The 22,243-nt window shown below is 72.5% G+C and carries 21 protein-coding genes and 2 tRNA genes; 3 read left to right on the top strand and 20 right to left on the bottom strand.

What is annotated here, in order from left to right; translation table 11 throughout:
- Positions 1 to 244 precede the first annotated feature (244 nt).
- From MUK52_RS21215 to MUK52_RS21180, 8 genes are all read right to left on the bottom strand, one after another.
- Positions 245 to 317: transfer RNA gene (locus tag MUK52_RS21215), tRNA-Ala, on the bottom strand.
- Positions 318 to 461: 144 nt separating this feature from the next.
- Positions 462 to 695, bottom strand: coding sequence for a hypothetical protein (locus MUK52_RS21210; protein WP_008738908.1), 234 nt, complete (start codon positions 693 to 695; stop codon positions 462 to 464).
- Positions 696 to 840: 145 nt separating this feature from the next.
- Positions 841 to 913 (bottom strand) — tRNA-Ala (locus MUK52_RS21205).
- Between the two features lie 133 nt (positions 914 to 1,046).
- The gene (locus MUK52_RS21200) at positions 1,047 to 1,667 is read right to left on the bottom strand and encodes a histidine phosphatase family protein (RefSeq protein WP_114057520.1); all 621 of its coding nucleotides are present in this window, start codon (positions 1,665 to 1,667) and stop codon (positions 1,047 to 1,049) included.
- Positions 1,668 to 1,762: 95 nt separating this feature from the next.
- The gene (rsfS, locus tag MUK52_RS21195; protein ID WP_114057521.1) at positions 1,763 to 2,209 is read right to left on the bottom strand and encodes a ribosome silencing factor; all 447 of its coding nucleotides are present in this window, start codon (positions 2,207 to 2,209) and stop codon (positions 1,763 to 1,765) included.
- 97 nt (positions 2,210 to 2,306) lie between these two features.
- Positions 2,307 to 4,088: an LCP family protein gene (locus MUK52_RS21190; RefSeq protein ID WP_284579139.1), complete on the bottom strand. Its 1,782-nt coding sequence runs from the start codon at positions 4,086 to 4,088 to the stop codon at positions 2,307 to 2,309.
- Between the two features lie 26 nt (positions 4,089 to 4,114).
- Positions 4,115 to 4,732, bottom strand: a complete 618-nt coding sequence (nadD, locus tag MUK52_RS21185) for a nicotinate-nucleotide adenylyltransferase (protein WP_114057523.1) — start codon at positions 4,730 to 4,732, stop codon at positions 4,115 to 4,117.
- A gap of 71 nt (positions 4,733 to 4,803) precedes the next feature.
- On the bottom strand, positions 4,804 to 4,971 hold the full coding sequence (locus MUK52_RS21180; protein WP_174250456.1) for a hypothetical protein: 168 nt from the start codon (positions 4,969 to 4,971) through the stop codon (positions 4,804 to 4,806).
- A 140-nt stretch (positions 4,972 to 5,111) separates the two neighbouring features.
- Here MUK52_RS21180 and MUK52_RS21175 point away from each other — a divergent pair, with 140 nt between their 5' ends.
- Entirely contained in the window at positions 5,112 to 6,215 is a 1,104-nt protein-coding gene (locus MUK52_RS21175) for a M48 family metallopeptidase (protein WP_114057524.1), read from the top strand.
- On the opposite strand, the gene MUK52_RS21170 is transcribed toward MUK52_RS21175, so the two are convergent.
- The 7 genes from MUK52_RS21170 to MUK52_RS21140 all read right to left on the bottom strand — a co-directional run bounded on the left by MUK52_RS21170 (position 6,199) and on the right by MUK52_RS21140 (position 12,711).
- Positions 6,199 to 7,341, bottom strand: coding sequence for an SCO2583 family membrane protein (locus MUK52_RS21170; RefSeq protein ID WP_284579135.1), 1,143 nt, complete (start codon positions 7,339 to 7,341; stop codon positions 6,199 to 6,201). The two genes, MUK52_RS21175 and MUK52_RS21170, sit on opposite strands and share 17 nt — an antisense overlap.
- 66 nt (positions 7,342 to 7,407) lie before the next feature.
- The gene (locus MUK52_RS21165) at positions 7,408 to 7,959 is read right to left on the bottom strand and encodes an SCO2584 family spore wall biosynthesis protein (RefSeq protein WP_246042686.1); all 552 of its coding nucleotides are present in this window, start codon (positions 7,957 to 7,959) and stop codon (positions 7,408 to 7,410) included.
- A gap of 77 nt (positions 7,960 to 8,036) precedes the next feature.
- Positions 8,037 to 9,314 (bottom strand): glutamate-5-semialdehyde dehydrogenase, encoded by a 1,278-nt coding sequence (locus MUK52_RS21160; protein WP_284579134.1) that lies wholly within the window; start codon positions 9,312 to 9,314, stop codon positions 8,037 to 8,039.
- Between the two features lie 173 nt (positions 9,315 to 9,487).
- On the bottom strand, positions 9,488 to 9,922 hold the full coding sequence (locus tag MUK52_RS21155) for a DUF8830 family protein (RefSeq protein ID WP_114057528.1): 435 nt from the start codon (positions 9,920 to 9,922) through the stop codon (positions 9,488 to 9,490).
- 44 nt (positions 9,923 to 9,966) lie between these two features.
- Positions 9,967 to 11,094 (bottom strand): glutamate 5-kinase, encoded by a 1,128-nt coding sequence (gene proB / locus MUK52_RS21150; RefSeq protein ID WP_114057529.1) that lies wholly within the window; start codon positions 11,092 to 11,094, stop codon positions 9,967 to 9,969.
- 142 nt (positions 11,095 to 11,236) lie between these two features.
- Complete coding sequence (locus MUK52_RS21145) at positions 11,237 to 11,662, bottom strand: GtrA family protein (protein ID WP_114057530.1); 426 nt, start codon at positions 11,660 to 11,662, stop codon at positions 11,237 to 11,239.
- The gene (locus tag MUK52_RS21140) at positions 11,659 to 12,711 is read right to left on the bottom strand and encodes a glycosyltransferase family 2 protein (RefSeq protein ID WP_114057531.1); all 1,053 of its coding nucleotides are present in this window, start codon (positions 12,709 to 12,711) and stop codon (positions 11,659 to 11,661) included. Before MUK52_RS21140 ends, MUK52_RS21145 begins: the two co-directional genes overlap by 4 nt.
- Positions 12,712 to 12,869: 158 nt before the next feature.
- Here MUK52_RS21140 and MUK52_RS21135 point away from each other — a divergent pair, with 158 nt between their 5' ends.
- Both MUK52_RS21135 and MUK52_RS21130 read left to right on the top strand, forming a co-directional pair.
- The gene (locus MUK52_RS21135; RefSeq protein ID WP_284579131.1) at positions 12,870 to 15,749 is read left to right on the top strand and encodes a bifunctional glycosyltransferase/CDP-glycerol:glycerophosphate glycerophosphotransferase; all 2,880 of its coding nucleotides are present in this window, start codon (positions 12,870 to 12,872) and stop codon (positions 15,747 to 15,749) included.
- Positions 15,746 to 16,939, top strand: a complete 1,194-nt coding sequence (locus MUK52_RS21130) for a glycosyltransferase (RefSeq protein ID WP_284579129.1) — start codon at positions 15,746 to 15,748, stop codon at positions 16,937 to 16,939. The genes MUK52_RS21135 and MUK52_RS21130 overlap by 4 nt, the downstream gene beginning before the upstream one ends.
- A 108-nt stretch (positions 16,940 to 17,047) precedes the next feature.
- On the opposite strand, the gene galE is transcribed toward MUK52_RS21130, so the two are convergent.
- The 5 genes from galE to rplU all read right to left on the bottom strand — a co-directional run bounded on the left by galE (position 17,048) and on the right by rplU (position 22,012).
- On the bottom strand, positions 17,048 to 18,049 hold the full coding sequence (gene galE / locus MUK52_RS21125; RefSeq protein WP_284579128.1) for a UDP-glucose 4-epimerase GalE: 1,002 nt from the start codon (positions 18,047 to 18,049) through the stop codon (positions 17,048 to 17,050).
- A 60-nt stretch (positions 18,050 to 18,109) separates the two neighbouring features.
- Positions 18,110 to 19,732 (bottom strand): glycosyltransferase family 2 protein, encoded by a 1,623-nt coding sequence (locus tag MUK52_RS21120; protein ID WP_114057535.1) that lies wholly within the window; start codon positions 19,730 to 19,732, stop codon positions 18,110 to 18,112.
- Positions 19,733 to 19,810: 78 nt separating this feature from the next.
- Positions 19,811 to 21,256, bottom strand: coding sequence for a GTPase ObgE (gene obgE, locus MUK52_RS21115; RefSeq protein ID WP_284579123.1), 1,446 nt, complete (start codon positions 21,254 to 21,256; stop codon positions 19,811 to 19,813).
- Positions 21,257 to 21,422: 166 nt separating this feature from the next.
- On the bottom strand, positions 21,423 to 21,677 hold the full coding sequence (gene rpmA, locus MUK52_RS21110; protein WP_008738950.1) for a 50S ribosomal protein L27: 255 nt from the start codon (positions 21,675 to 21,677) through the stop codon (positions 21,423 to 21,425).
- Positions 21,678 to 21,691: 14 nt separating this feature from the next.
- Positions 21,692 to 22,012, bottom strand: a complete 321-nt coding sequence (gene rplU / locus MUK52_RS21105; RefSeq protein ID WP_114057537.1) for a 50S ribosomal protein L21 — start codon at positions 22,010 to 22,012, stop codon at positions 21,692 to 21,694.
- Between the last annotated feature and the right edge of the window lie 231 nt (positions 22,013 to 22,243).

The following is a 22,243-nucleotide window of genomic DNA, read 5'->3' as shown; positions in this document are numbered from 1 at the left end:
GTCTTCGGAAGCTCCATCGATCGTCTCTGCCGTCTCTGCCTGCCCAAACGAAAAAACCCCTCGCACAGGAGGGGGAGCCGCGCCGATGCCGACCATCGCAGGGTCGGCCCTGATCAGCGCGGCTCGGTAAGCAGAAGGCGTACGGCACGCATGGCGCCAGGGTACCGCAGCGGTCCCGGCGGCCGCTCGGGCGTTCCGCACAACGAAGCGGGCCACCCGATCCGGGTGGCCCGCTTCCGTACTGTGGAGCTAAGGAGAATTGAACTCCTGACCTCTTGCATGCCATGCAAGCGCTCTACCAACTGAGCTATAGCCCCTTGCTTCTCTGCCGCCGGGCCCCTTCTCGGTTTCCCTTGCCGGTTCCCCCTGGCGACACCCAGAACATTACACGGTTCCGGGCCAGGTCCAAAAACGAGATTCCGAGCCGGTCGACATGCCCACCTTTGCCCGTTTTGCGGCATCTAGGCCCGGGCGAACTGGTAGAAGCGCTTGAGCGTGCAGTGTTCGTCGAGGAGCCGGCCGTAGATCGGCTCGCCCTCCAGCTCGCGGTACGTCTCGATGGGGTCGCCCTTGATGATCAGCGCCCGTGCGCATTCCTCGCACCAGTACTGGTAGTCGGGGTTGACCGGGTCCATGTCCCGCACGATCGGCGTGCCGTTGTTGCACCAGTCGCACCGGCGCCGGTGTGCACCCATCCGTCAGCGACTCCCTCCCGCGTCGGGCCGTCGACTCCCCCTCCGGCCGTCCGATTCTGCCACGCGGGCGCGCGGCAGGTCAGCAAGCGCAGGCAAGGGGCAAACGCAAGGATCCCGCCCCCTGTTGGGGACGGGATCCTGATTGTGGAGCTAAGGAGAATTGAACTCCTGACCTCTTGCATGCCATGCAAGCGCTCTACCAACTGAGCTATAGCCCCGCTCTCCGCCTCGCTCCCCCGTTTCCGGTGTTCCGCGCTGCGAACAAGAAGAACTTTAGCCGCGACCAGCCGGAAAGTGAAATCCGGGCCGGGGGCGCCTCTGAGACGGGCTCAGACGGGCCCCCTGCGGAGCTCAGTCGTCGTCGCCGAGCACGGGTTCCGGCAGCGTGCCGGCGTTGTGCTCGAGCAGGCGCCAGCCGCGGGCGCCCTCCCCCAGGACGGACCAGCAGCAGTTGGAGAGCCCGCCGAGGCTCTCCCAGTCGTGCGGCTGCAGGCCGAGCAGCCGGCCGATCGTCGTGCGGATGGTGCCGCCGTGGCTGACCACCACCAGCGTGCCGCCTTCCGGCAGCCGCCCGGCGTGCTCCAGCACCACCGGGGCCGCCCGGTCGGCGACCTCGGTCTCCAGCTCGCCGCCGCCGCGGCGCACGGGCTCGCCGCGCTTCCACGCGGCGTACTGCTCGCCGTGCTTGGCGAGGATCTCGTCGTGGGTCAGGCCCTGCCACTCGCCGGCGTACGTCTCGCGCAGCGCGGCGGTGCGGGCGACGGGGAGCCCCGTGACGGCGGCCAGCTCCGCCGCCGTGCGGGAGGCCCGCTGGAGGTCCGAGGCCACGATGGCGTCCGGCCCCAGGGAGGCCAGCAGGCGGGCGGCGCGGCGGGCCTGCGCCATACCGGTCTCGGTCAGCGGGATGTCCGTGGAGCCCTGGAAGCGGCGCTCCAGGTTCCAGGCCGTCTGGCCGTGCCGCCACAGGACGATCTTCCGGCCGGTCCGGGCCGGCCGCCCGGGGGCCGTGCCGGCGGCGGCCGCCGGCTGCTGCTGGTCCGGGCCCTTGCCCGGCTGCGTGCTCGCGCTCAGAACAGATCACCGTCCAGGTCGTCGTCGCCCTGCGCCTCGCGCAGCTTGGCGTACTCCTCGGCCTTGCCCTTCGTCAGCTTGGCGTCCTCGGGGAGTTCGATCTCGGGGCAGTCCTTCCACAGGCGCTCCAGCGCGTAGAAGACCCGCTCCTCGCTGTGCTGCACGTGGACGACGATGTCGACGTAGTCGAGCAGGATCCAGCGGGCGTCGCGGTCGCCCTCGCGGCGTACCGGCTTGGCGCCGAGCTCCTTGAGGAGGCGCTCCTCGATCTCGTCGACGATGGACTTGACCTGGCGGTCGTTGGGCGCCGAGGCGAGCAGGAAGGCGTCGGTGATCGACAGCACGTCGCTGACGTCGTACGCGATGATGTCGTGCGCGAGCCGGTCGGCCGCCGCCTGGGCGGCGGTGGTGATGAGCTCGATGGAGCGGTCCGTGGCGGTCACTGGCCATGCTTTCGGGTCGGCGGGCAGATCCCTACAAGGGTCTCATGTGCCGCCGACGCCGCCCGCGCCGTGCTTCCGGCCGCCGGCCGGAAGCACGTCAGGAGGGCTTCCAGTCCCTGCCCAGCGTCACGACGATGTCGGCGTTGACCGGGTTCTCGCCCTTCTTCACCGCCGTCTCCGGCAGCCCCAGCGTCTTGGCGACCTCGACGGCCCGGGGCCGCTGGGCGTCGTCCTGGTAGGTGACCTGGGTCGTGGACTGCTGCCGGTCCGCCTTGCCGCCGTCGACGAAGGTGTAGCCGCCGTTGAGGAGGGCGGCCCTGGCCGCGACCTGCGCCTTGGCGTCGCCGGTGGCGTCCCGCAGGCCGACGCGCGGCGCGGCGCCGGGCTGCGCGGCGGTGAAGCTGCCGCCGAGCACCTCCTTGACAACGGTCCGGTTGGCCTCGTCCGTGAGCGTGCCGTCGGGCTTCACGCCGAGTACGTCGGTGCGGTACGCGGACCGCCCCTCCTTGGCGTGCTCGCCCAGCCTGGCCAGCATCGCGCCGAGGGTCTCGGCGCTCAGGGACGGGTCGAGGATCTGTCCCATGCTCTCCACGGTCGTCGTGGCCGACTGCGCGTCGCCGGGGATCTTGCGCAGCACCCCGTACAGCACCTGCCCGAGGCGCTCCAGCTGCTCGGCCTCCGGCTCGCCGGGGGCGCGGTGGGTGGCGTACGCGACGGCCATGGCGCCGCTCAGGTGCTGCTTCGCGCCCTGCCCCACGGCGGGGATCTTGGCGGCGTCGTCGGCCGGGATCGCGGTGTCGGTGTCGGCCTCGATGCCGCCGACGAGCTCAACGAGGTTGTCCAGGAACGGCGTGTCCAGGCGCCAGGTGCCGCCGATGCCGGTGCCGAGCACCGAGTCGAGGGACTCGCGCACGCCGAGGCCGCCCTTCTCGACGGCCTTGCCCAGGGGGGTGGCGGTGCCGTCGTCCCCGGTGACGCCGAGGGTGTTGGGCAGCAGGACGGTGGCGCCCCGGCCCGTCGTGACGTTGTCCACGAGCAGGGCGGTGGAGGTGCCGCCCTTCTTCGTGTTGTGGACATGCACGACGATCATGTCGCGCTTCTGGGGCCCGGCGGCGGTGGCGGTGCCCTTGCCGTCGGCCCCGCCGAGGAAGGGCAGCATGCCTGCCCACCAGAGGTAGCCCGCGCCCGCGACCGCGAGGAGCGCGAGGACGGCGGTCAGGGCGACGACGCGGTTGCGGCCGCGGCGGCGGGCCTCCTCGCGGCGCTCGGTGCGGCTCTCGGTGAACTTGAGCCAGTCGATGACGTCGTCGGAGTCCTCGTCCGGCTGGTCGAGGAACGCGAACTGCTCCGTCCGGTAGCCGGCGCCGCCGCCGTCCCCGGCACCGCCTGCGTCCGCGCCGTCTGCCGCCCGGCGCGGCTCCGGGACCTGGGCGGTGTGCGGCGCTGCGGCGGCGGAGGCGGCCGGGGCGGCGGCCGGGGGCTGGGGGGCGGCCGCGGGCTGGGGGGCGGGCTGCTGGTGCGGGATCCACTGCTCGCGCAGTTGCTGCTGGTGCGCGTCCTGGCCGTACGTCCCGGCCGCGGGGTACTGCTGGGGGGCGTACTGCGGGGGCGCGTACTGCTGGGGCTGCGCCGGGTAGTGCTGCTGTCCGCCGTACGAGGGGGTGCCGCCGTAGGCCGGGTCCGCGCCGTGGACGGGGTCCGGTCCGTGGTGCGGGCCCGGTCCGTGGCCGGGGTCCGCGTACCCGGTGCCCGGGTCGTGGTGGTGTGCCTGCGGGGCGGCGGGCGCGGGGCCGTACACCGGGCGCCCGTACGCGTCGTAGCCGATGAGCTGCTGCTCCCGGGCTCCGTACGGGTCGTACGGCTCCTGTCGGTCGTTCACCGCGGGCCCCTCTCGTCGCCGGGAGCTCAGGCTCCCCGGTACAGCTCACGCTTGTCGATGTAGCGCACCACACCGTCCGGCACCAGATACCAGACCGGGTCGCCCTGGGCCACGCGCGTGCGGCAGTCGGTGGAGGAGATGGCCAGGGCGGGCACCTCGACGAGGGAGACGCCGCCTTCGGGCAGGCCGTCGTCGGAGAGGGCGTGGCCGGGCCGGGTCACCCCGATGAAGTGGGCGAGGGAGAAGAGCTCGTCGGCGTTGCGCCAGGTGAGGATCTGCGCGAGGGCGTCGGCGCCGGTGATGAAGAAGAGGTCGGCGTCCTGGTTGAGCGCGCTGAGGTCGCGGAGGGTGTCGATCGTGTACGTCGGCCCGCCGCGGTCGATGTCGATGCGGCTCACCGAGAACTGCGGGTTGGACGCCGTCGCGATGACGGTCATGAGGTAGCGGTCCTCGGCGGGCGACACGGCCCGGTGAGACTTCTGCCAGGGCTCGCCCGTCGGTACGAAGACCACCTCGTCGAGGTGGAACAGGGCGGCCACTTCACTGGCGGCCACCAGGTGTCCGTGGTGGATCGGGTCGAATGTCCCGCCCATCACGCCGAGCCGGCGCTTGACCGGGCCGGTAGGCGTCTCCTGCTCTCCCATGAGCGCAGAGCCTACTGGCCCGGCCGGCTGCCGCGGACCGGGGTCGGGCGCGTGCGCGCCCGCGGGGCGGTTCAGCGGTCGCGGTTCAGGCGCGTGGTGACCCAGAGCATCAGGAGCAGGATGACGAGCGCGGCGCCGCCGGTGAGGTACGGGTTGAGGCTGTCGTGGTTGCCGCCGTGCTGCTCGGCCCCCTCCGAGGCGAGGAGAACCAGGGAGTGGGCGGTTGAAGTGAGGCTCATCAGGGGGTACCTATCGAGTCGGGGAGCGGGCGGAGATCTCGCTCACATCGTATGCGGGGGCCTGGGGCACGCTCACGCCGACTCAGGCGTTGGAGAGGATAGACGCACGTGCATCCAGGTCCGATCGAGGGGGAGGCGTCATGAGCGGGACGGTTTTCGAGAAGGTGCCGGCGCGCGACCGCAAGAGGTTCGAAGGCATTTCGTCGCGGGCGTACGAGCACCCGGCGGACCGGTCCGCCCTGGTGGCGCTCCGCAAGCTGAGCGGGTTCGACACGGTGTTCAAGGCGCTGAGCGGGCTGCTGCCGGAGCGCAGCCTGCGGCTGCTGTTCCTGTCGGACTCGGTGCGGGTGGGCGAGACGCAGTTCCCGCACCTGCACGAGATGCTCCGGGACGCCTGCTACATCCTGGACCTGGAGAAGGTCCCGCAGATGTACGTCCAGCAGGACCCGAAGCCGAATGCCATGTGCATCGGGCTGGACGAGCCGATCATCGTGGTGACCACGGCCCTGGTGGAGCTCCTGGACGAGGAGGAGATGCGGGCGGTCGTGGGCCACGAGGTGGGGCACGCGCTGTCGGGCCACTCGGTGTACCGCACGGTGCTGCTGTTCCTGACGAACCTCGCGCTGAAGGTGGCCTGGATCCCGCTGGGCACGGTGGCGATCTCCGCGATCGTGACGGCGCTGCGGGAGTGGTTCCGCAAGTCGGAGCTGTCGGCGGACCGGGCGGGCCTGCTGGTCGGGCAGGACGTGAACGCCTCGATGCGCGGCCTGATGAAGATCGCGGGCGGCAACCACCTGCACGAGATGAACGTGGACGCCTTCCTCGCCCAGGCCGAGGAGTACGAGTCGAGCGGCGACCTGCGGGACTCCGTCCTGAAGATCCTCAACATGCTGCCGCGGACGCACCCCTTCACCGCGGTGCGGGCGGCCGAGCTGAAGAAGTGGTCGCAGAGCCGGGACTACCAGCGGATCATGGACGGCCACTACCCGAAGCGCGACGAGGACAAGGACGCCTCGGTGGCGGACTCCTTCCGGCAGTCGGCCGCGCACTACGCGGACTCGGTGCGCACGAGCCGGGATCCGCTGATGAAGCTGGTGGGCGGCATCGCGGGCGGGACGGCCGACCTGGGCGGCCGGCTGCGGGACAAGTTCACCGGCGCGGCCGGCTCCGGGGCGGCGTCCGCCTCCGGTCCGGCGGGCGCGGCCGGCGGCGAGGCCGGGGAGGGCGCTACGGGGCGGGGCTGACGGGCGGCGCCGCCGAATCGGCCGGCGCCATCACGCCGCACAGGCCGCCGGTGCGCCGCGGTCGGCCCGCGGCGTACGGGTCACTCGCGGCCGGGCCCACGGTGGTGGGCCCGGTGCCGGCCGGGAGCGGGCGGAAGGCGCCGGCCGGGTCGGCGGAGCAGGCCTGGGGGCCGGCCAGCACATAGGCCGACACCAGTTCCGTCCGCCGGGCGGCGAGGTCCTCCAGGTCGAAACGGAAGCGCAGTTCGCGGCGGACCGTGAAGAGGGAGGCCTCGCCGGAGGCCGGCTGCGCCGCCGCGGCGGGCCGTACGGCGTACACGAAGGTGTGGTCGGCAGTGACCTCCAGGACCTCCGGGGAGGCCTCCTCGTAGGCGAGCGTGCCGTGGACGCGGACCCGAGGGTCGGCGACGGCGGTGCCCCGGTCGAAGCGGACCAGCCAGCCCGTGGCGGCGTGCCGCCCGTCGCCGGAGGGCGAGGCCATGCTGCGGTCGAACTGCTCCAGCTGGTCCGGGTCGAGCAGCGCCCGGACGGGCCGGGTGGCCGCGCCCGCGAGGACGTCCGGGTCGAGTGAGGACTGCACGAGGTAGTCCTTGGCGGTGGACAGGGCGGTGGCGACCTGCCCGTCGGTGAAGTGTGCGGTGCGCCGGACGGCCGGCATGGTGATCCCGGCCGCCCCGGTGCGGAATGCGGCGGCCGGGCCCTGCCCGAACAGGTCGGCGGGCTGCCCGCCGGGCACCGCGACGGCCGGGGCCAGCGGGACGACGGTGCTGGTCAGCGGCTCGGTCCTGATCTGCGCCCGGGGCGCGGCGGGGTTGCTCAGCCCCATGTACACGGCCGCGGCGAAGGCCGCCGCGATGAGCAGGACGAGCAGCATGCCCTGGCGGGCGGCGCGGCCCGGGGTGCCGGTCCGGGGCTTGGCGGGGCCGCTGCCCGACCAGATGGAGCGGCTGCGGACGGCCCGTGCGTGCTCGCCCATCCGCTCCTGCGCGGAGAACTCCTGGAGGCGGGCAGCGCGGACGAAGTCCTCGTCGAACACGACCGACCGGTACTCGTCCGGGCGGAGCTCGTCGTCACCCCCGCCGATGCCGTCGGGGGGTCCGTCGGGTGGATCTGCCGGCGCGGCCATTGCTTCTCCCCGCTGTCACCGGTCCAGAGAAGCCCCCTGCCCGCGTGGCGGAGCGGGGCCGTACCTTCAGGGTTGGCGGCCGGCGGGTTCCATAAACGCCCCGGCGCCGGTGACTTCCCTGAGCGGGGTGCTGGAGGGGGCCGGGGCGGGCTCGGAGCCGCCGGAGGCGCTGCGGTAGACGGCGCTGAAGGCGAGCGCGACCATGCCGAGGCCCATCACGAAGGCGAGGACCCAGGCGACGGGGCGGAGCCACGGGGAGCGCCCGCGGTAGGGGCGCAGGCTGCCGCCGTAGGTGCCGTAGGGCCCTTCGGGGTAGCCGTGGGCGTAGTGGTGCTCCCAGCCGGGCTCGTCGATGCCGTAGCCGCCGGGGCGGCCGTAGCCGTACCCGTCGTGGTCGTCGTCGGAGGTCCAGCCGCCCGCGACGGCCCGCGCGGCCTCCGCCTCGGCGCGGGCGCGGTCGGCGGCCCGCTGCCGCTCGGCGGCGCTGGGTTCATGGAGCTCCGCGCTCCGGACGAAGTCCTCGTCGAGCACCACGGCGGCGAAGTCGAACTCAACGCCTCCGCGGTCGTCGTCGGGCTCCCCGTCGTCCGGGTACCTGCCCCCCACGTCGTCCGGCACGGGACCAGCGTAGACCTGGGGGGCCGCTTTGGGCAGGGTGTCCGCCGAAATCCGGCCACCCCGTGTTGGGTGGACGGTTACCGTACGTGGCCGTCACCGGTGACGATGTACTTGGTGGAGGTCAGTTCGGGCAGGCCCATCGGGCCCCTGGCGTGCAGCTTCTGGGTGGAGATGCCGATCTCGGCACCGAAGCCGAACTGGCCACCGTCCGTGAACCGGGTGGAGGCGTTCACGGCGACGGTGGTGGAGTCGACCAGCTGGGTGAAGCGGCGGGCGGCGGCCTGCGAGGTGGTGACGATCGCCTCCGTGTGGCCGGAGGTCCAGCGGCGGATGTGGTCGACGGCGTCGTCGAGGGAGTCGACGACGCCGGCGGCGATGTCGTAGGAGAGGTACTCGGCGGCCCAGTCCTCGTCGGTGGCGGGCACGGCGGTGGCCTTCGAGCCCTCGGCGGCGGCGAGGACGCGCGCGTCGCCGTGGACGGTGACGCCGGCGTCGGCGAGGGCGTCGAGGGCGCGCGGCAGGAAGGCGTCGGCGATGTCGCGGTGGACGAGGAGCGTCTCGGCGGCGTTGCAGACGGAGGGGCGCTGCGCCTTGGAGTTGACGAGGATCTCCACGGCCATGTCGAGGTCGGCCTGCGCGTCCACGTAGACGTGGCAGTTGCCGGTACCGGTCTCGATGACCGGGACGGTGGACTCCTCCACGACGGTCTTGATGAGGGAGGCCCCGCCGCGCGGGATGAGGACGTCGACGAGGCCGCGGGCGCGCATCAGCTCGCGGACGGAGTCGCGGGACTCGCCGGGGACGAGCTGGACCGCGTCGGCGGGCAGGCCGGCGGACTCGACGGCGTCGCGGAGGATGGCGACGAGCGCGGTGTTGGAGGCGTAGGCGGAGGAGCTGCCGCGCAGCAGGACGGCGTTGCCTGACTTGAGGCAGAGCGCGGCGGCGTCGACGGTGACGTTGGGCCGGGCCTCGTAGATGATGCCGACCACGCCGAGCGGGACGCGGATCTGCCGCAGGTCGATGCCGTTGGGGAGGGTGGAGCCGCGGACGACCTCGCCGACGGGGTCGGGGAGGGCGGCGACGTCGCGGACGTCGGAGGCGATGGCGCGGATCCGCTCCGGGGTGAGGGTGAGGCGGTCGATGACGGTCTCGCTGGTGCCGGCGGCGCGCGCCTTGTCGGTGTCGACGGCGTTCGCGGCGGTGATCTCGGCGGTACGGGCCTCCAGGGCGTCCGCAATGGCCAGGAGCGCGGTGTCCTTGGCGGACCGCGGGAGCGGGGCGACGGCCGCGGCGGCGGTGCGGGCGCGGCGGGCGGCGGCGAGGACGGGCGAGGTCGTGGCATCGAGCGAGGTCATGCCGCCCAGGGTAGTCCCCGGCGCGGCCCGCCCGGCCGGCCCTCCCACCCCGCGAGACGCGGGGCGGACCGGGCCCTCCCGGCCGCGCTCCCCAGCCGTGCGTACCGCCGCCCGCACCGGGCGGGTGCGGTGCGGCGGGACGCGCGGCGGGACGGCGGGCGGCGGTCGCCCGCTCAGTACGGGTGGACGCCCACCGGGTGCGCGGGCGGCGGTCCGTAGCCTTCCGCCACGCGGAGGTGGTAGGTCGCCCGGTCGATGACCTCCAGGCCGACGATCTCCCAGGCGGGGAGCCGGGCGGTGGAGCGGTGCTCGCCCCACAGCCGCAGCGCCACGGCGGCCGCATCGTGGAGGTCGCGGGCCTCCTCCCAGTACCGGATCTCGGCGTGGTCGTCGGCGTATCTGCTGGTCAGCAGGAAGGGGTGGTCGTGGGCCAGCTGCTCCAGGCCGCGCCGCACCTCGGACAGCGGCGCCGGCTTGCCGGAGACGCTCAGGGTGACGTGCCAGAGGCGGGAGGCCTCGGCCGGCTCGTCCCCGCCGCCGTTGATGCTGGTCAGCGCTCGTCTCACCAGCCGCCTCCTGTCTGCACCACGCGTTGTCGGGCCTTTCACAGTTGACCAGCCCGCGGGCCGCCGCGCGGCTGTTTTGCCGAACCTCAGCCCTGCAGCAGGACCAGATCGTCCCTGTGGATGACCTCGCGCTCGTACTCGGGACCGAGTTCCCGGGCAAGTTCGCGGGTCGAGCGGCCGAGGAGCCGCGGCAGCTCCTTCGCGTCGAAGTTGACGAGGCCGCGCGCGACGGCCCGTCCGTCGGGGCCCCGCAGCTCGACCGGGTCGCCGGCGGTGAAGTCGCCCTCGACGGCCGCGATGCCGGCGGGCAGCAGGGAGCTGCCGCGCTCGGTGACGGCGCGGACGGCGCCCTCGTCGAGGACGAGGTGCCCCTGGGGCGTCGAGGCGTGCTGGAGCCAGAGCAGCCGGTTGGCGGAGCGGCGGCCGGTGGCGTGGAAGTGGGTGCCGGTCTCGCGGCCGGCGAGCGCGTCGGCGGCGTGGCTGGCGGAGGTGAGGACGACGGGGATCCCCGCGGCGGCGGCGATGCGCGCGGCCTCGACCTTGGTGACCATGCCGCCGGTGCCCACGCCGGCCTTGCCGGCGCTGCCGATGGAGACGTGCGCGATGTCCTGCGGGCCGCGGACCTGGTCGATGCGGCTTGTGCCGGGCAGCGAGGGGTCGCCGTCGTAGAGGCCGTCGACGTCGGAGAGCAGGACGAGGAGGTCGGCGCGGACGAGGTGGGCGACGAGCGCGGCGAGGCGGTCGTTGTCGCCGAAGCGGATCTCGTCCGTGGCGACGGTGTCGTTCTCGTTGACGACCGGCAGGGCGCCCATGGCGAGCAGCTGGTCGAGTGTGCGGTAGGCGTTGCGGTAGTGCGCGCGCCGGCTGGTGTCGTCGGTGGTGAGCAGGACCTGGCCGACGCGGACGCCGTAGCGGGCGAAGGAGGCGGTGTAGCGGGCGACGAGGAGGCCCTGGCCGACGCTGGCGGCGGCCTGCTGCCGGGCGAGGTCGGTGGGGCGGCGGCGCAGGCCGAGCGGGGCGAGGCCGGCGGCGATGGCGCCGCTGGAGACGAGGACGATCTCCTTCTCGCCGCCGCTGCGGGCCTTGGCCAGTACGTCGACCAGTGCGTCCACCCGGTCGGCGTCCAGTCCGCCGGCCGCGGTGGTCAGGGAGGAGGAGCCGACCTTGACCACGATCCTGCGGGCGTCGACGACGCCCTGCCTAGCCGCTGACACGTGTGTCCCCTTGCCCCTCGCCTTGCCGGTACGTCTGTCATCTCAATCTACGGGGTGCGCGGAGGCCGCCGCTCCGGGGTTTCGGAGGGTGGACGGCGGCCTCCGGCCGCGCCGCGGTCTGCGGGGTCGGCGGGGTTCGGGATCAGCGGGGTTCGGGGCAGCTGCCGGCCGGCTCCGGCTGCCCGGCGGCTGCGCGGCCGCCGGGGACGAGGATCTTCCGGGAGAGCAGGAACGTGAAGGGGATGGCGGCGACGGCCGCGACGAGCGGGGCGATCCGGGTGTCCATGCCGGCCCAGGCCACGAGGGCGTAGAGGCCCGCCGACTGGATCACGTAGTTGGTGACGTTCGTCAGCGGGAAGAGGAGGAACTTCCTCCAGCTCGGCCGGGTCCGGTAGGTGAAGTAGGTGTTCATGAAGAACGAGCCGACCATCGCCAGCAGGAAGGCCAGGGTGTAGGCGAGGAAGTACGGCATCCACGGGTGCAGGAGCAGGTAGATCCCGAAGAAGGTGCCGGTGTTGACGGCGCCGACGAGCGCGAAGCGGAAGATCTGGCCGAGGTGGTCTCTCACGTGCGGGGCACCTCCCCGTCCGCGGTGAGGGGCGCCGGTCCGGCCGCCGCGGGTCCGCCGCGCTCGCGCTCGGCGCGCAGCACCGCGGCGGCAGCGGCGGCAGCGGCCGGGCGCGGCCGGACGTCGGCGCCGTGGGACTCCTTCACGAGGAAGTGGGGGCGGCGCTTGGTCTCGTAGTAGATGCGCCCGATGTACTCGCCGATCAGCCCCAGCATGACCATCTGTACGCCGCCGATGCCCACGATGATCGCGACGAGGGTGACGTAGCCCGGCGCGTCCACGCCGCGCGTCATGGCCGCGACCGCCACCCACAGGGCGTACACGGCGGTCAGCGCCACCAGCGACGCGCCCGCCCAGATGCCGATGCGCAGCGGCCGGCTGTTGAAGGAGATCAGCCCGTCCATGGCGTAGTTCAGCAGGGAGCCGAACCTCCACTTGGTCTCCCCCGCCTCCCGCCGGGCGTTGCGGTAGTCGAAGTGGACGGTGTCGAAGCCGATCCAGGAGAAGAGGCCCTTGGAGAAGCGGTTGTACTCCGGCAGCGACAGCAGCGCGTCCACGGCGGACCGCGACAGCATCCGGAAGTCGCCCACGCCGTCGGTGAGTTCGACGTCGACCCAGCGGTTGACGCCGCGGTAGTAGAGGCGGCTGAGGGCGGAGCGGAGCCGCTTGTCGCCCTCGCGGTTGCGGCGGGCGATGATCTGGTCGTGGCCCTGCCGGTGGTAGTCGAGCATGGTGGCGATGAGCTCCGGCGGGTGCTGGAGGTCCGCGTCCATGATCACGACGGCGTCGCCGGAGGCCTCGCGCAGGCCGGCGAGCATGCCGGCCTCCTTGCCGAAGTTCCGGCTGAAGGAGACGTAGCGGGTGGAGTCCGCGTACTCGGCCGCGATCTTGCGGAGTTTGCCGAGGGTTCCGTCGCGGCTGCCGTCGTCCACATAGCAGACCTCGTACTCGACCGGCAGGGAGTCCAGCACTCTGCGGATCTCCCGGTCGAAGCTGTCGATCACGGCTTCTTCGTTGTAGCAGGGAACCACTACGGACAGCTTCGTCATGAACACTTCCTGCGGGGGTCCGAACGGGTGAGGGACGACCACCGGACCAGCCACGCGTCTTTCCTCAAAAGTATGCACGCCGAGGGTCGGCCTGCCTGAGATCCCTGCGGCACACGGTAGCTTTGACGGGTTAAGCGGAATGGAACGAAGGGATCGAGGTGCACGTGCCTGACGTCTCCGTGGTCGTCATCGTCTACAACGACGAAGAGCGTCTGCCGACAGCCGTCCGGTCGGTTTTGGACCAGACGCTGCACGGGGTCGAAGTCGTGATCGTCGACGACTGCAGCAAGGACCGGTCGTACGCGGTCGCACAGGAGCTCGAAGCCGCCCACCCCGGCCGGGTCCGCGCCTTCCGGCTGCCCGAGAACAGCGGCGGCTGCGGAGCCCCCCGCAACCACGGCATCCGGCAGGCCGCCGGCACCTACGTGATGTTCCTCGACAGCGACGACGTCCTGGAGCGGAACGCCTGCCGCAACATGCTGGAAGCGGCCGAGCGGACCGGCTCCGACCTGGTCTCCGGCATGTGCGTGCGGGTGCACCTCGACAACCGCTGGGGCAAGACCACCGAGTGGTACCCGTGGATCTACTCCCGCACCCGCACCCTGGAGTCGATCACCGAGTTCCCCGACCTGCTGGTCTACGACACGCTGTCGACGAACAAGTGCTACCGGCGCTCCTTCCTGCTGGAGCAGGGCCTGGAGTTCCCCGTCGGCATCCACTACGAGGACCTGCTGTTCTCCGCCCAGGCGTACGTCGCCGCCCGCCGCATCACGCTGATCCCGAACCAGGTCTACCGCTGGAACGTCGTCGAGAAGGCCGCCTCGAAGTCGATCAGCAACCGGCGCCACGAGATCGCCAACTTCGTGCACCGCATGGAGATCCACCGCCGGGTCGACGAGCTGCTGGCCTCCAAGGGCTACACCGACATCAAGACCGCGAAGGACGCCAAGTTCCTCAAGCACGACCTCGTGCTGCACCTGCGCGACCTGCCGCTGCTCGGCGACGCCTACCGCCAGGAGTTCGCCCGCCTGGCCAACGGCTACCTGGCCACCATCGACCCCGCCGCCTACGAGCACGTCACCCACCTCCAGGCGATCTGCGCCTACCTGCTCGGCAAGGAGGACTGGGACAACCTCCTCCCGGCCGCCGACGCCATGGTCAACAAGGGCCGGCTGACCTCCCCGCTCGCCGAGCGCGACGGCCGCGTCTACTGGTGCGCGAACCACATCGACGACCCGGCCGACACCGAGGCCCGCCGGATACTGGACGTCACCGCGCAGGGCTTCCACACCACCCCGCTCACGGGCCTCACCCTCGGCAACCGCCTCACCTCCTACGAGGACGACGGCCGCGGCACCGTCACCCTGTCCGGATCGATCGTGAACCCGCTGCGCCGCATCGGCCCCGACGCGGAGCTCTCCGCGGTGCTGGAGCTGCGCGCCCGCCGGCAGATCGGCGTCCGCTCCTTCAGCTTCCCTGCGGCAACCGTCCGACACGCGGGTGACACGATCGAGTGGACCGCCACCGCCGACATCGCCGGCACCGTGCGCCCCCTCGGCATCGTCGACGCCGTCTGGGACGTCCGCCTGCGCCTCGACGCCGGCGGCGAGCGCATCGTCACCCGCGTCTCCACCGCCGGCCTCGACCTCGATGCGGCGGCCCGCCTGCGGGTCCGCCCCCGCCTCACCCGGCTGGTCTCCGACCGCTTCGAGCCCGAGGTCACCAAGAAGGGCAACCTCTCCTACGTCCTGACCGCCGAGGGGCCCGCCGCCGTCCGCACCCAGGCCCTCATCACCGGCGCCATGCACGGCAAGGCCGCCGGCGTCGTCAAGCGCGGGCTGCGCAAGGCCCTGCGCGCCCGCCGGAACCTCGGCTCGGGCGAGCAGAAGGTCCGCGTGTACCACGAGGTCTTCTCGAAGCTGCCGGTCAGGAAGGGCCTGGTCGTCTTCGAGAGCCACATGGGCAAGCAGTACAGCGACAGCCCGAAGGCGATCTACGAGGAGATGGTCCGCCAGGGCGTCCCCTTCGAGGCGGTCTGGTCCTACGCGGGCGCCAAGCCGACCGGCTTCCCGAAGGAGGCCACCCTGGTCAAGCGCTGGAGCTGGCAGTACCTGCGCGCCCTCGCCCAGGCCGAGTTCTGGATCGACAACCAGGGCTTCCCCCTCGCCCTGACCAAGCGCGAGGGCACCACGTACATCCAGACCTGGCACGGCTCGGCCCTCAAGCGGATGGGCTTCCACGAGCCGCGCACCAAGGCGCAGGGCCGCGCCGCCCAGGACCGCTTCCAGGCGGCCGTGGACCGCTTCGACCACTTCCTCGTCCGCTCCGAGCACGACGTCCGCACCCTCGCCAAGGGCTTCCGCCTGCGCGACGAGGTCCTGCTGCGCGCCGGCTACCCCCGCAACGACGCCCTCGTGGAGGCGCACCGCGCCGAGGCGCAGAGCGGGGAGCGGGTCCGCGGCCCGCTCGCCGCCGAGCTGGGCATCGACCCGGACAAGCGGGTGCTGCTGTACGCGCCCACCTTCCGGGCCAACGCGGAGGGCGCCGTCGAGGGGTTCGAGTTCCCCTTCGACGTGGAGGAGTTCGCGGACCGCCTCGGCGACCGCTTCACCCTGCTGGTGCGCACGCACTACCTCAACAGCGTCTCCCTGCCGCCGTCGGTCGCGGGCCGCGTCGTCGACGTCTCCCGGCACCACGACATCACCCCGCTGCTGGCCCTCGCCGACGGGCTGATCACCGACTACTCGTCCGTGATGTTCGACTACGCGGTCCTGGACCGGCCGATGCTGTTCTTCGCGTACGACTACGACAGCTACGCGGGCGACATCCGCGGCACGTACTTCGACCTGAAGGAGAAGGCCCCCGGGCCGGTCGTGGCCACCGCCGAGGAGCTCTTCCAGGCCGTCGCCGCCTTCGACGAGGCGGACGCCAAGTACGCGGAGGCGCGCCAGCGCTTCCTCACCGAGTTCGGCGAGTACGACCGCGGCGACGCAGCCCGCCGGATCGTCGAGAAGTTCTTCACCAGGAGCGGAAAGTGAGCCAGCAGACCGCCGGGACCGCAGCGGACCTCGAACAGCGCGGCGGCCGCGACGTCTTCATCGTCTCCAACAGCGTCGACGAGATCGGCGGGGTGACGACCTGGTCGCACCAGATGGCCCGGCTCTTCACCGACCGCGGCCACCGCGTGCACCTCGTCGGCATCGCGCCCGTCGCCGAGGAGCTCCGGCAGAGGCTGCCGCAGGACCTGCCGTACGCGGTGACCACCCTGTACGACGCCCACCCGCCGCAGGCCCGCCGCCTGCGCGGCATCAAGGGCCGGCTCAACGCGCCCGAGCGGCGCCGCCAGGCCGCCCGGCGGGCCCTGATGCAGCAGAAGGCGGAGCAGCTGAGCACCCTGCTGCGGGCGGCCCGGCCCGGCGGCGTCGTGATCGTCACACAGGTGTGGGCGATGGAGTGGGTGGCGCTCGCCGACACCAAGGGGCTGTCCGTCATCGGCATGAGCCACGAGTCGTTCGAGGCCAGCCAGAAGTCGACCCGCGGCGAGCGGGTCCGCCGCCACTACCGCGACGTCGACCGGCTGCTCGTGCTCACCCCGGAGGACGCGGACCTGTGGATCCGGGCCGGCATGGAGAACGTCTCCAGCATGCCGAACCCGCTGCCGTTCATGCCGGACTCCCCCGCGCCGCGCACGGAGAAGGTCGTCGTGAGCGTGGGCCGCCTCGCCTTCGAGAAGGGCGTGGACCTGCTGCTCGACGCCTGGGCGGAGGCGGCCCCGCTGCACCCGGACTGGATCCTGCGGATCCACGGCGCGGGCGTCGAGGAGGCGCGGCTGCGGGAGCACGCCGCCTCCCTCGGGGTGTCCGGCTCCGTGGAGTGGGCGGGCAGCACCGACGACGTGCTGGGCGCGCTGCGCGGGGCGTCGGTGTTCGCGCAGGCGTCGCGCGCCGAGGGCTTCCCGATCACCCTGCTGGAGGCGATGGCCGCGGGGCTGCCGGTCGTCGCGTTCGACTGTGCGCCCGGCGTGCGCGAGATCGTCGGGCACGGTGAGGACGGGCTGCTGGCCCGGCTGGGCAACACGATGGAGCTGGCCGGGCACCTGGACGCGCTGATGGCGGACCGGGAGCTGCGGGACCGGCTCGGCGACCGGGCCTTCCGGGCGGTGCGCCGCTACTCCGCGGCCGAGATCACCGACCGGTGGGAGCGGCTGTTCGCCTTCCTGGAGCGCTGAGCGCGGGGCGCTCACCGTACGGCGGAGCCGCCCGACCCGGAGGACCGGGGCGGGCGGCTCCGCCGTGTCACGGCCGGGACGGGCGGGTCCTCCGGGACGGGCGGGTCCTCAGCGCTCCGACGTGCGCCCGGCCTTGCCGCGGTTGGCCTCCCAGCCCGCCCACGCCGAGGTGATCATGTCGCGGACGTCGTGCTTCGCCTTCCAGCCCAGCTCGGCGTGGATGCGGTCGGCGGAGGCGACGACCTTGGCCGGGTCGCCGGGGCGGCGCGGCACGACGACCGGCTCGTACGCGTGGCCGGTGCCCTCGTTGAGGAGGGTGGCCATCTCGCGCACGGACACGCCCTCGCCGCGGCCGATGTTGACCGTCAGGTCGCGGTACTCGCCCGCGTCCGCCCACTCGCGCAGCTTCCGGGCCGCCGCGACGTGCGCCTCGGCCAGGTCCTCGACGTGGATGTAGTCGCGGATGCAGGTGCCGTCCGGGGTGGGGTAGTCGTCGCCGAAGATGCGGGCGCCCTCGCCCTTGTCGAAGCGCTCGAAGACCATCGGGACCAGGTTGAACACACCGGTGTCGGCGAGCTCCGGGGTGGCCGCGCCGGCCACGTTGAAGTAGCGCAGGCAGGCCGTCGCGATGCCGTGCGCCCGGCCGGCCGCGCGGATCAGCCACTCGCCGGCCAGCTTGGTCTCGCCGTACGGGCTCAGCGGCGCGCACGGGGTCTCCTCGGTGACGAGGTCCACGTCCGGCATGCCGTACACGGAGGCGGAGGAGGAGAAGAGGACGTTCCGGACGCCGGCCGCGGCGACCGCCCCGAGCAGGACCTGCAGGCCCTCCACGTTCTCGTGGTAGTAGAACAGCGGCTTCTCGACGGACTCGCCGACCTGCTTCTTGCCGGCCAGGTGCACCACGCCGGTGACCTTGTGCTTGCGGATCACCTCGTCGAGGACGAGGCGGTCCAGGACCGAGCCGATCACCAGCGGGACGCCCTCCGGGACGCGGTCCTCGTTGCCGGTGGACAGGTCGTCCAGAACGACGACCTGCTCACCCGCGAGCAGCATCGCGCGGACGACGTGCGAGCCGATGTAGCCGGCGCCGCCGGTGATCAGAAAAGTCATGCGTTTCTCCCGAGTGCATTCCATGGGTCCGGGCGGCGGCCTTCGGGGCCGCCGCCCGCGTCATCCCGCCGCGCGGCCCGCGCGGGCCCGGTGGAGGCGGTTGCGTACGAAGCTCAGCGCGCCCGCGGCTCCCGGCGCGAGCCGCAGGGCCAGGGAACCCCCGGCGGTGCGGTACGGCTGCGCCAGCAGCACACCGTACCTGCTGCTCAGCAGCGCCCTGCGGCGCAGCAGCGCGTCGAGGGGGCGGGGCGCGGTCGCCAGGACGGTGCCGTCGGCGAAGGCGACGTCGATCTCGACGCCCCAGGCCTGCATGCCCCGGCGGCCCTGTCGGCGCCCGGCGGCGGCGACCGCGGTCAGCGGGAAGGGGACGTCACAGGTCCAGCCGCTGCCGTCGGCGGCGGGGCGCAGGTCGACGGGCCGGTCGAGGAGGGGCTCGCCGCCGGAGCGCGGCACGAACCGCAGCCGGACGGTGCGCGGCCCGGCCTCGGCGAGCCGCCCGTACAGGTCGTGCACCCGGATCCGCAGGCCGGCGGCGCCGGCTCCGGCGCCTGCCTCGACGGTGGCGGGCAGGGCGGCGGCGGGCAGTTCCTCCAGCCCGTCCAGCTCGACGGGAAGGGCGTCGCTCCACACGGGCCGGCCGCCGGGGCCGGTCGCGTACGGGGGCAGCAGCCGCGGCGGTTCGGCGGCGAACCGGGTCAGCCGCTCCAGGTCGGCGGGCGGGGCGTCGGCGGCGCGCAGCACGCGGACGATCCACCGGGCGTGCGCACCGGCAGCCTCGACGGCGGCCTCGTCGAACCCGGCCAGGTAGTCGCGGGTCAGGGCCCACCAGTCGGCCCGGTAGCCGGGGTCGCTGCCGAGTTCGCGCAGGTACATGCGCAGGTCGTACTCCAGGAACTTCACCCGGCAGGCGAGGCCGAGCTCCGGGGATGCCTCGGCGAGGATCCGGGCGGCGGTGCGGTGGGCCTCGATGCGGGAGCGCCAGTTGGAGACGTCCTTGCGGTCCAGGGAGATCGACACCTGGGCGGCGCTGCGCCGGACGTGCCAGACGTAGACGAGGTCCTCGACGACGGCGATGCGCGGCGCGGCGGCGAGGACGCGGGCGGTGAAGACGAAGTCCTCGTAGGTGAACCGGCCGTCGGGGAAGCGGATGCCGTGCTTGTCCAGGAAGGCCCGCTCGTACAGCTTGTTGACGCAGAGGGTGTCGCGGACCAGCTCGGGCCGGTCGGCCGGCCGGTCGACGACCTCGCCGTGCCGGTACAGGCCGGGCACCCAGGGGGTGTCGTGGTGCTGGGGCAGCTCCCGGCGCACGCACGCACCGACGGCCACCGGGGCGCGGTGCTCCTCGGCGGCGCGGAGGAGCGCCTCGGCGGCCCCGGGCGGCAGGACGTCGTCGCTGTCGAGGAACAGCACGTACGGGGAGGTGGCGGCGGCGATCCCGTCGTTGCGGGGGGTGCCGCAGCCGCCGCTGTTCTCCGTACGGTGGACGACCTTCAGGCGCGGGTGGACGGCGGCCAGCCCGTCCAGCACCTCCGCGGTGCCGTCGGCCGAGGCGTCGTTGACGGCGATGACCTCGGCCACGACCGGGCCCTGGGCGAGAGCCGAGGTGACGGCTTCGCCCACGAGCCCGGCGTCGTTGTAGGCGATCACGACGACGGAGACACTGGGGGGCTGCGTGCTGCTCACCCCGTGGATCCTAGGCGACCCGGGTAAACATCCCTTCAACTCCGCCGCCCGATGCGCCCGCGGACCGCATGATTCAGGTCAGAAAGGACGGAATTCGTCGTATTCGTCCTGTGCGGAGTCGCTGCGGCGGGCGTCGCGCTCCTTGCGGCGCTGGGCGGCCGGACGCGGCGCTTCCATGCGGTGGTCCTCGCCGCGGCGGCCCAGCATCTCCGCGCCGGCCATCATGGACGGCTCCCAGTCGAAGACGACCGCGTTCTCGTCGGAGCCGATGGCGACGCCGTCGCCGGCGCGGGCGCCGACCTTCAGCAGCTCGTCCTCGACACCGAGGCGGTTCAGGCGGTCGGCGAGGTAGCCGACGGCCTCGTCGTTGTTGAAGTCGGTCTGGCGGACCCAGCGCTCCGGCTTCTCGCCGCGCACCCGGTAGACGCCCTCCGCCTCGTCGAAGGTGACGGTGAAGCCGGTCTCGTCGACGGCCTTCGGGCGGATGACGATGCGGGTCGCCTCCTGCTTCGGCTTGCGGGCGCGCGCCTTGGCGACGACCTCCGCGAGGAAGTAGGAGAGCTCCTTCAGGCCGGTGCGGGCGACCGCGGAGACCTCGAAGACCTTGTAGCCGCGGGCCTCCAGGTCGGGCCGGATCATGTCGGCGAGGTCCTTGCCGTCCGGGATGTCGACCTTGTTGAGGACGACGAGGCGCGGCCGCTTCTCCAGGCCGCCGCCGTACTGCTTGAGCTCCTCCTCGATGACGTCGAGGTCGGAGACGGGGTCGCGGTCGGACTCCAGGGTGGCCGTGTCCAGGACGTGCACCAGGACGGAGCAGCGCTCCACGTGCCGCAGGAACTCCAGGCCCAGGCCCTTGCCCTGGCTGGCGCCCGGGATGAGGCCGGGGACGTCGGCGATCGTGTAGACGGTCGAGCCGGCGGTGACGACGCCCAGGTTCGGGACGAGCGTGGTGAACGGGTAGTCCGCGATCTTCGGCTTGGCGGCGGAGAGCACCGAGATCAGCGAGGACTTGCCGGCGCTCGGGAAGCCGACGAGCGCCACGTCCGCGACGGTCTTCAGCTCCAGGACGATGTCGCCGGTCGCGCCGGGCACGCCGAGGAGCGCGAAGCCGGGGGCCTTGCGGCGGGCGGAGGAGAGTGCCGCGTTGCCGAGGCCGCCGCGGCCGCCCTCGGCGGCGACGTACGTGGTGCCCTGGCCGACCAGGTCGGCGAGGACGTTCCCCTCCTTGTCGAGGACGACGGTGCCGTCCGGCACGGGCAGGACGAGGTCCTGGCCGTCCTTGCCGGAGCGGTTGCCGCCCTCGCCGGGCTTGCCGTTGGTGGCCTTGCGGTGCGGGCTGTGGTGGTAGTCCAGAAGAGTCGTCACGGACTGGTCCACGACGAGGACGACGTCGCCGCCGCGGCCGCCGTTGCCGCCGTCGGGGCCGCCGAGCGGCTTGAACTTCTCCCGGTGCACGGAGGCGCAGCCGTGGCCTCCGTTACCCGCGGCGACATGCAGCTCGACGCGGTCCACGAAGGTGGTCATGGTGTTCCTCCAGATACAGACGGGATGTCCCGGACAGGCCTTGCTGTCCCATTAAACGTGTGTACGTGCAAACGCGCCGAGGGCGGACCTCTCTTCCCGGCGCCTGCCGGGAAGAGCTGGGATCCGCCCTCGGTAAGTTACGAACGCTTGATCAGCAGAAGCTGGATCAGGCGGCCGGAACGATGTTCACGACCTTGCGGCCACGGTGGGTGCCGAACTGCACCGCGCCGGCCTGCAGGGCGAACAGCGTGTCGTCGCCACCACGGCCGACACCGGCGCCCGGGTGGAAGTGGGTGCCGCGCTGGCGGACGAGGATCTCACCAGCGGAAACGACCTGACCGCCGAAGCGCTTCACGCCGAGCCGCTGGGCATTGGAGTCGCGACCGTTCCGGGTGGACGATGCGCCCTTCTTGTGTGCCATTGCTCAGTCCCTCTTTACTTCGCGGCCGACGGGATGGACGTGACCTTGATCGCCGTGTACTGCTGACGGTGACCCTGGCGACGGCGGTAGCCGGTCTTGTTCTTGTAGCGCAGGATGTCGATCTTGGCGCCCTTGGTGTGGTCCACGACCTCGGCCTGGACCTTGATGCCCGCCAGGACCCACGGGTCGCTGGTCACGGCGTCGCCGTCGACAACGAGCAGGGTCGAGAGCTCGACCGTGTCGCCAGCCTTGGCAGTGGAAATCTTGTCAACCTCAACGATGTCGCCGACAGCAACCTTGTGCTGGCGACCACCGCTGCGCACGATGGCGTACACGCGGATCTCTCTCTCGCTCGATGGGAACCCCTGAAGCCAGCCGTCTCCCGCAGAACGCGGGTCGGCCTCCCCCGGACCGCGCAGCGGCCCGGGAGGTGAGGTGCTCAGTGGCTGGCGCGCACGTAGACACGCCGACGGTCAAGATTACGGTCCCGGGTTTAAGAGGTCAAACCGGGTCGGCCGCCACGACGCGGCCCCGGACCGGCGACGCGTCGAGGAACGCATCGTCTT

This window comes from Streptomyces sp. 2P-4, assembly GCF_030167965.1.
Classification (GTDB): Bacteria; Actinomycetota; Actinomycetes; order Streptomycetales; family Streptomycetaceae; genus Streptomyces; species Streptomyces globosus_A.
The sequence above is the reverse complement of the archived record's forward strand: the minus strand, read 5'-3'. Positions and strand labels throughout refer to the sequence as shown.

What these genes read in the sequence shown, in the direction of transcription:
- MUK52_RS21175 (WP_114057524.1), top strand. Translation starts at nt 5,112, where the DNA reads ATGAGCGGGACGGTTTTCGAGAAGGTGCCGGCGCGCGACCGCAAGAGG.
- galE (WP_284579128.1), bottom strand. Translation starts at nt 18,049, where the DNA reads ATGACTTTTCTGATCACCGGCGGCGCCGGCTACATCGGCTCGCACGTC.
- MUK52_RS21210 (WP_008738908.1), bottom strand. Translation starts at nt 695, where the DNA reads ATGGGTGCACACCGGCGCCGGTGCGACTGGTGCAACAACGGCACGCCG.
- MUK52_RS21180 (WP_174250456.1), bottom strand. Translation starts at nt 4,971, where the DNA reads ATGAGCCTCACTTCAACCGCCCACTCCCTGGTTCTCCTCGCCTCGGAG.
- rpmA (WP_008738950.1), bottom strand. Translation starts at nt 21,677, where the DNA reads ATGGCACACAAGAAGGGCGCATCGTCCACCCGGAACGGTCGCGACTCC.
- MUK52_RS21160 (WP_284579134.1), bottom strand. Translation starts at nt 9,314, where the DNA reads ATGACCTCGCTCGATGCCACGACCTCGCCCGTCCTCGCCGCCGCCCGC.
- obgE (WP_284579123.1), bottom strand. Translation starts at nt 21,256, where the DNA reads ATGACCACCTTCGTGGACCGCGTCGAGCTGCATGTCGCCGCGGGTAAC.
- MUK52_RS21140 (WP_114057531.1), bottom strand. Translation starts at nt 12,711, where the DNA reads ATGACGAAGCTGTCCGTAGTGGTTCCCTGCTACAACGAAGAAGCCGTG.
- nadD (WP_114057523.1), bottom strand. Translation starts at nt 4,732, where the DNA reads ATGGGAGAGCAGGAGACGCCTACCGGCCCGGTCAAGCGCCGGCTCGGC.
- MUK52_RS21170 (WP_284579135.1), bottom strand. Translation starts at nt 7,341, where the DNA reads ATGGCCGCGCCGGCAGATCCACCCGACGGACCCCCCGACGGCATCGGC.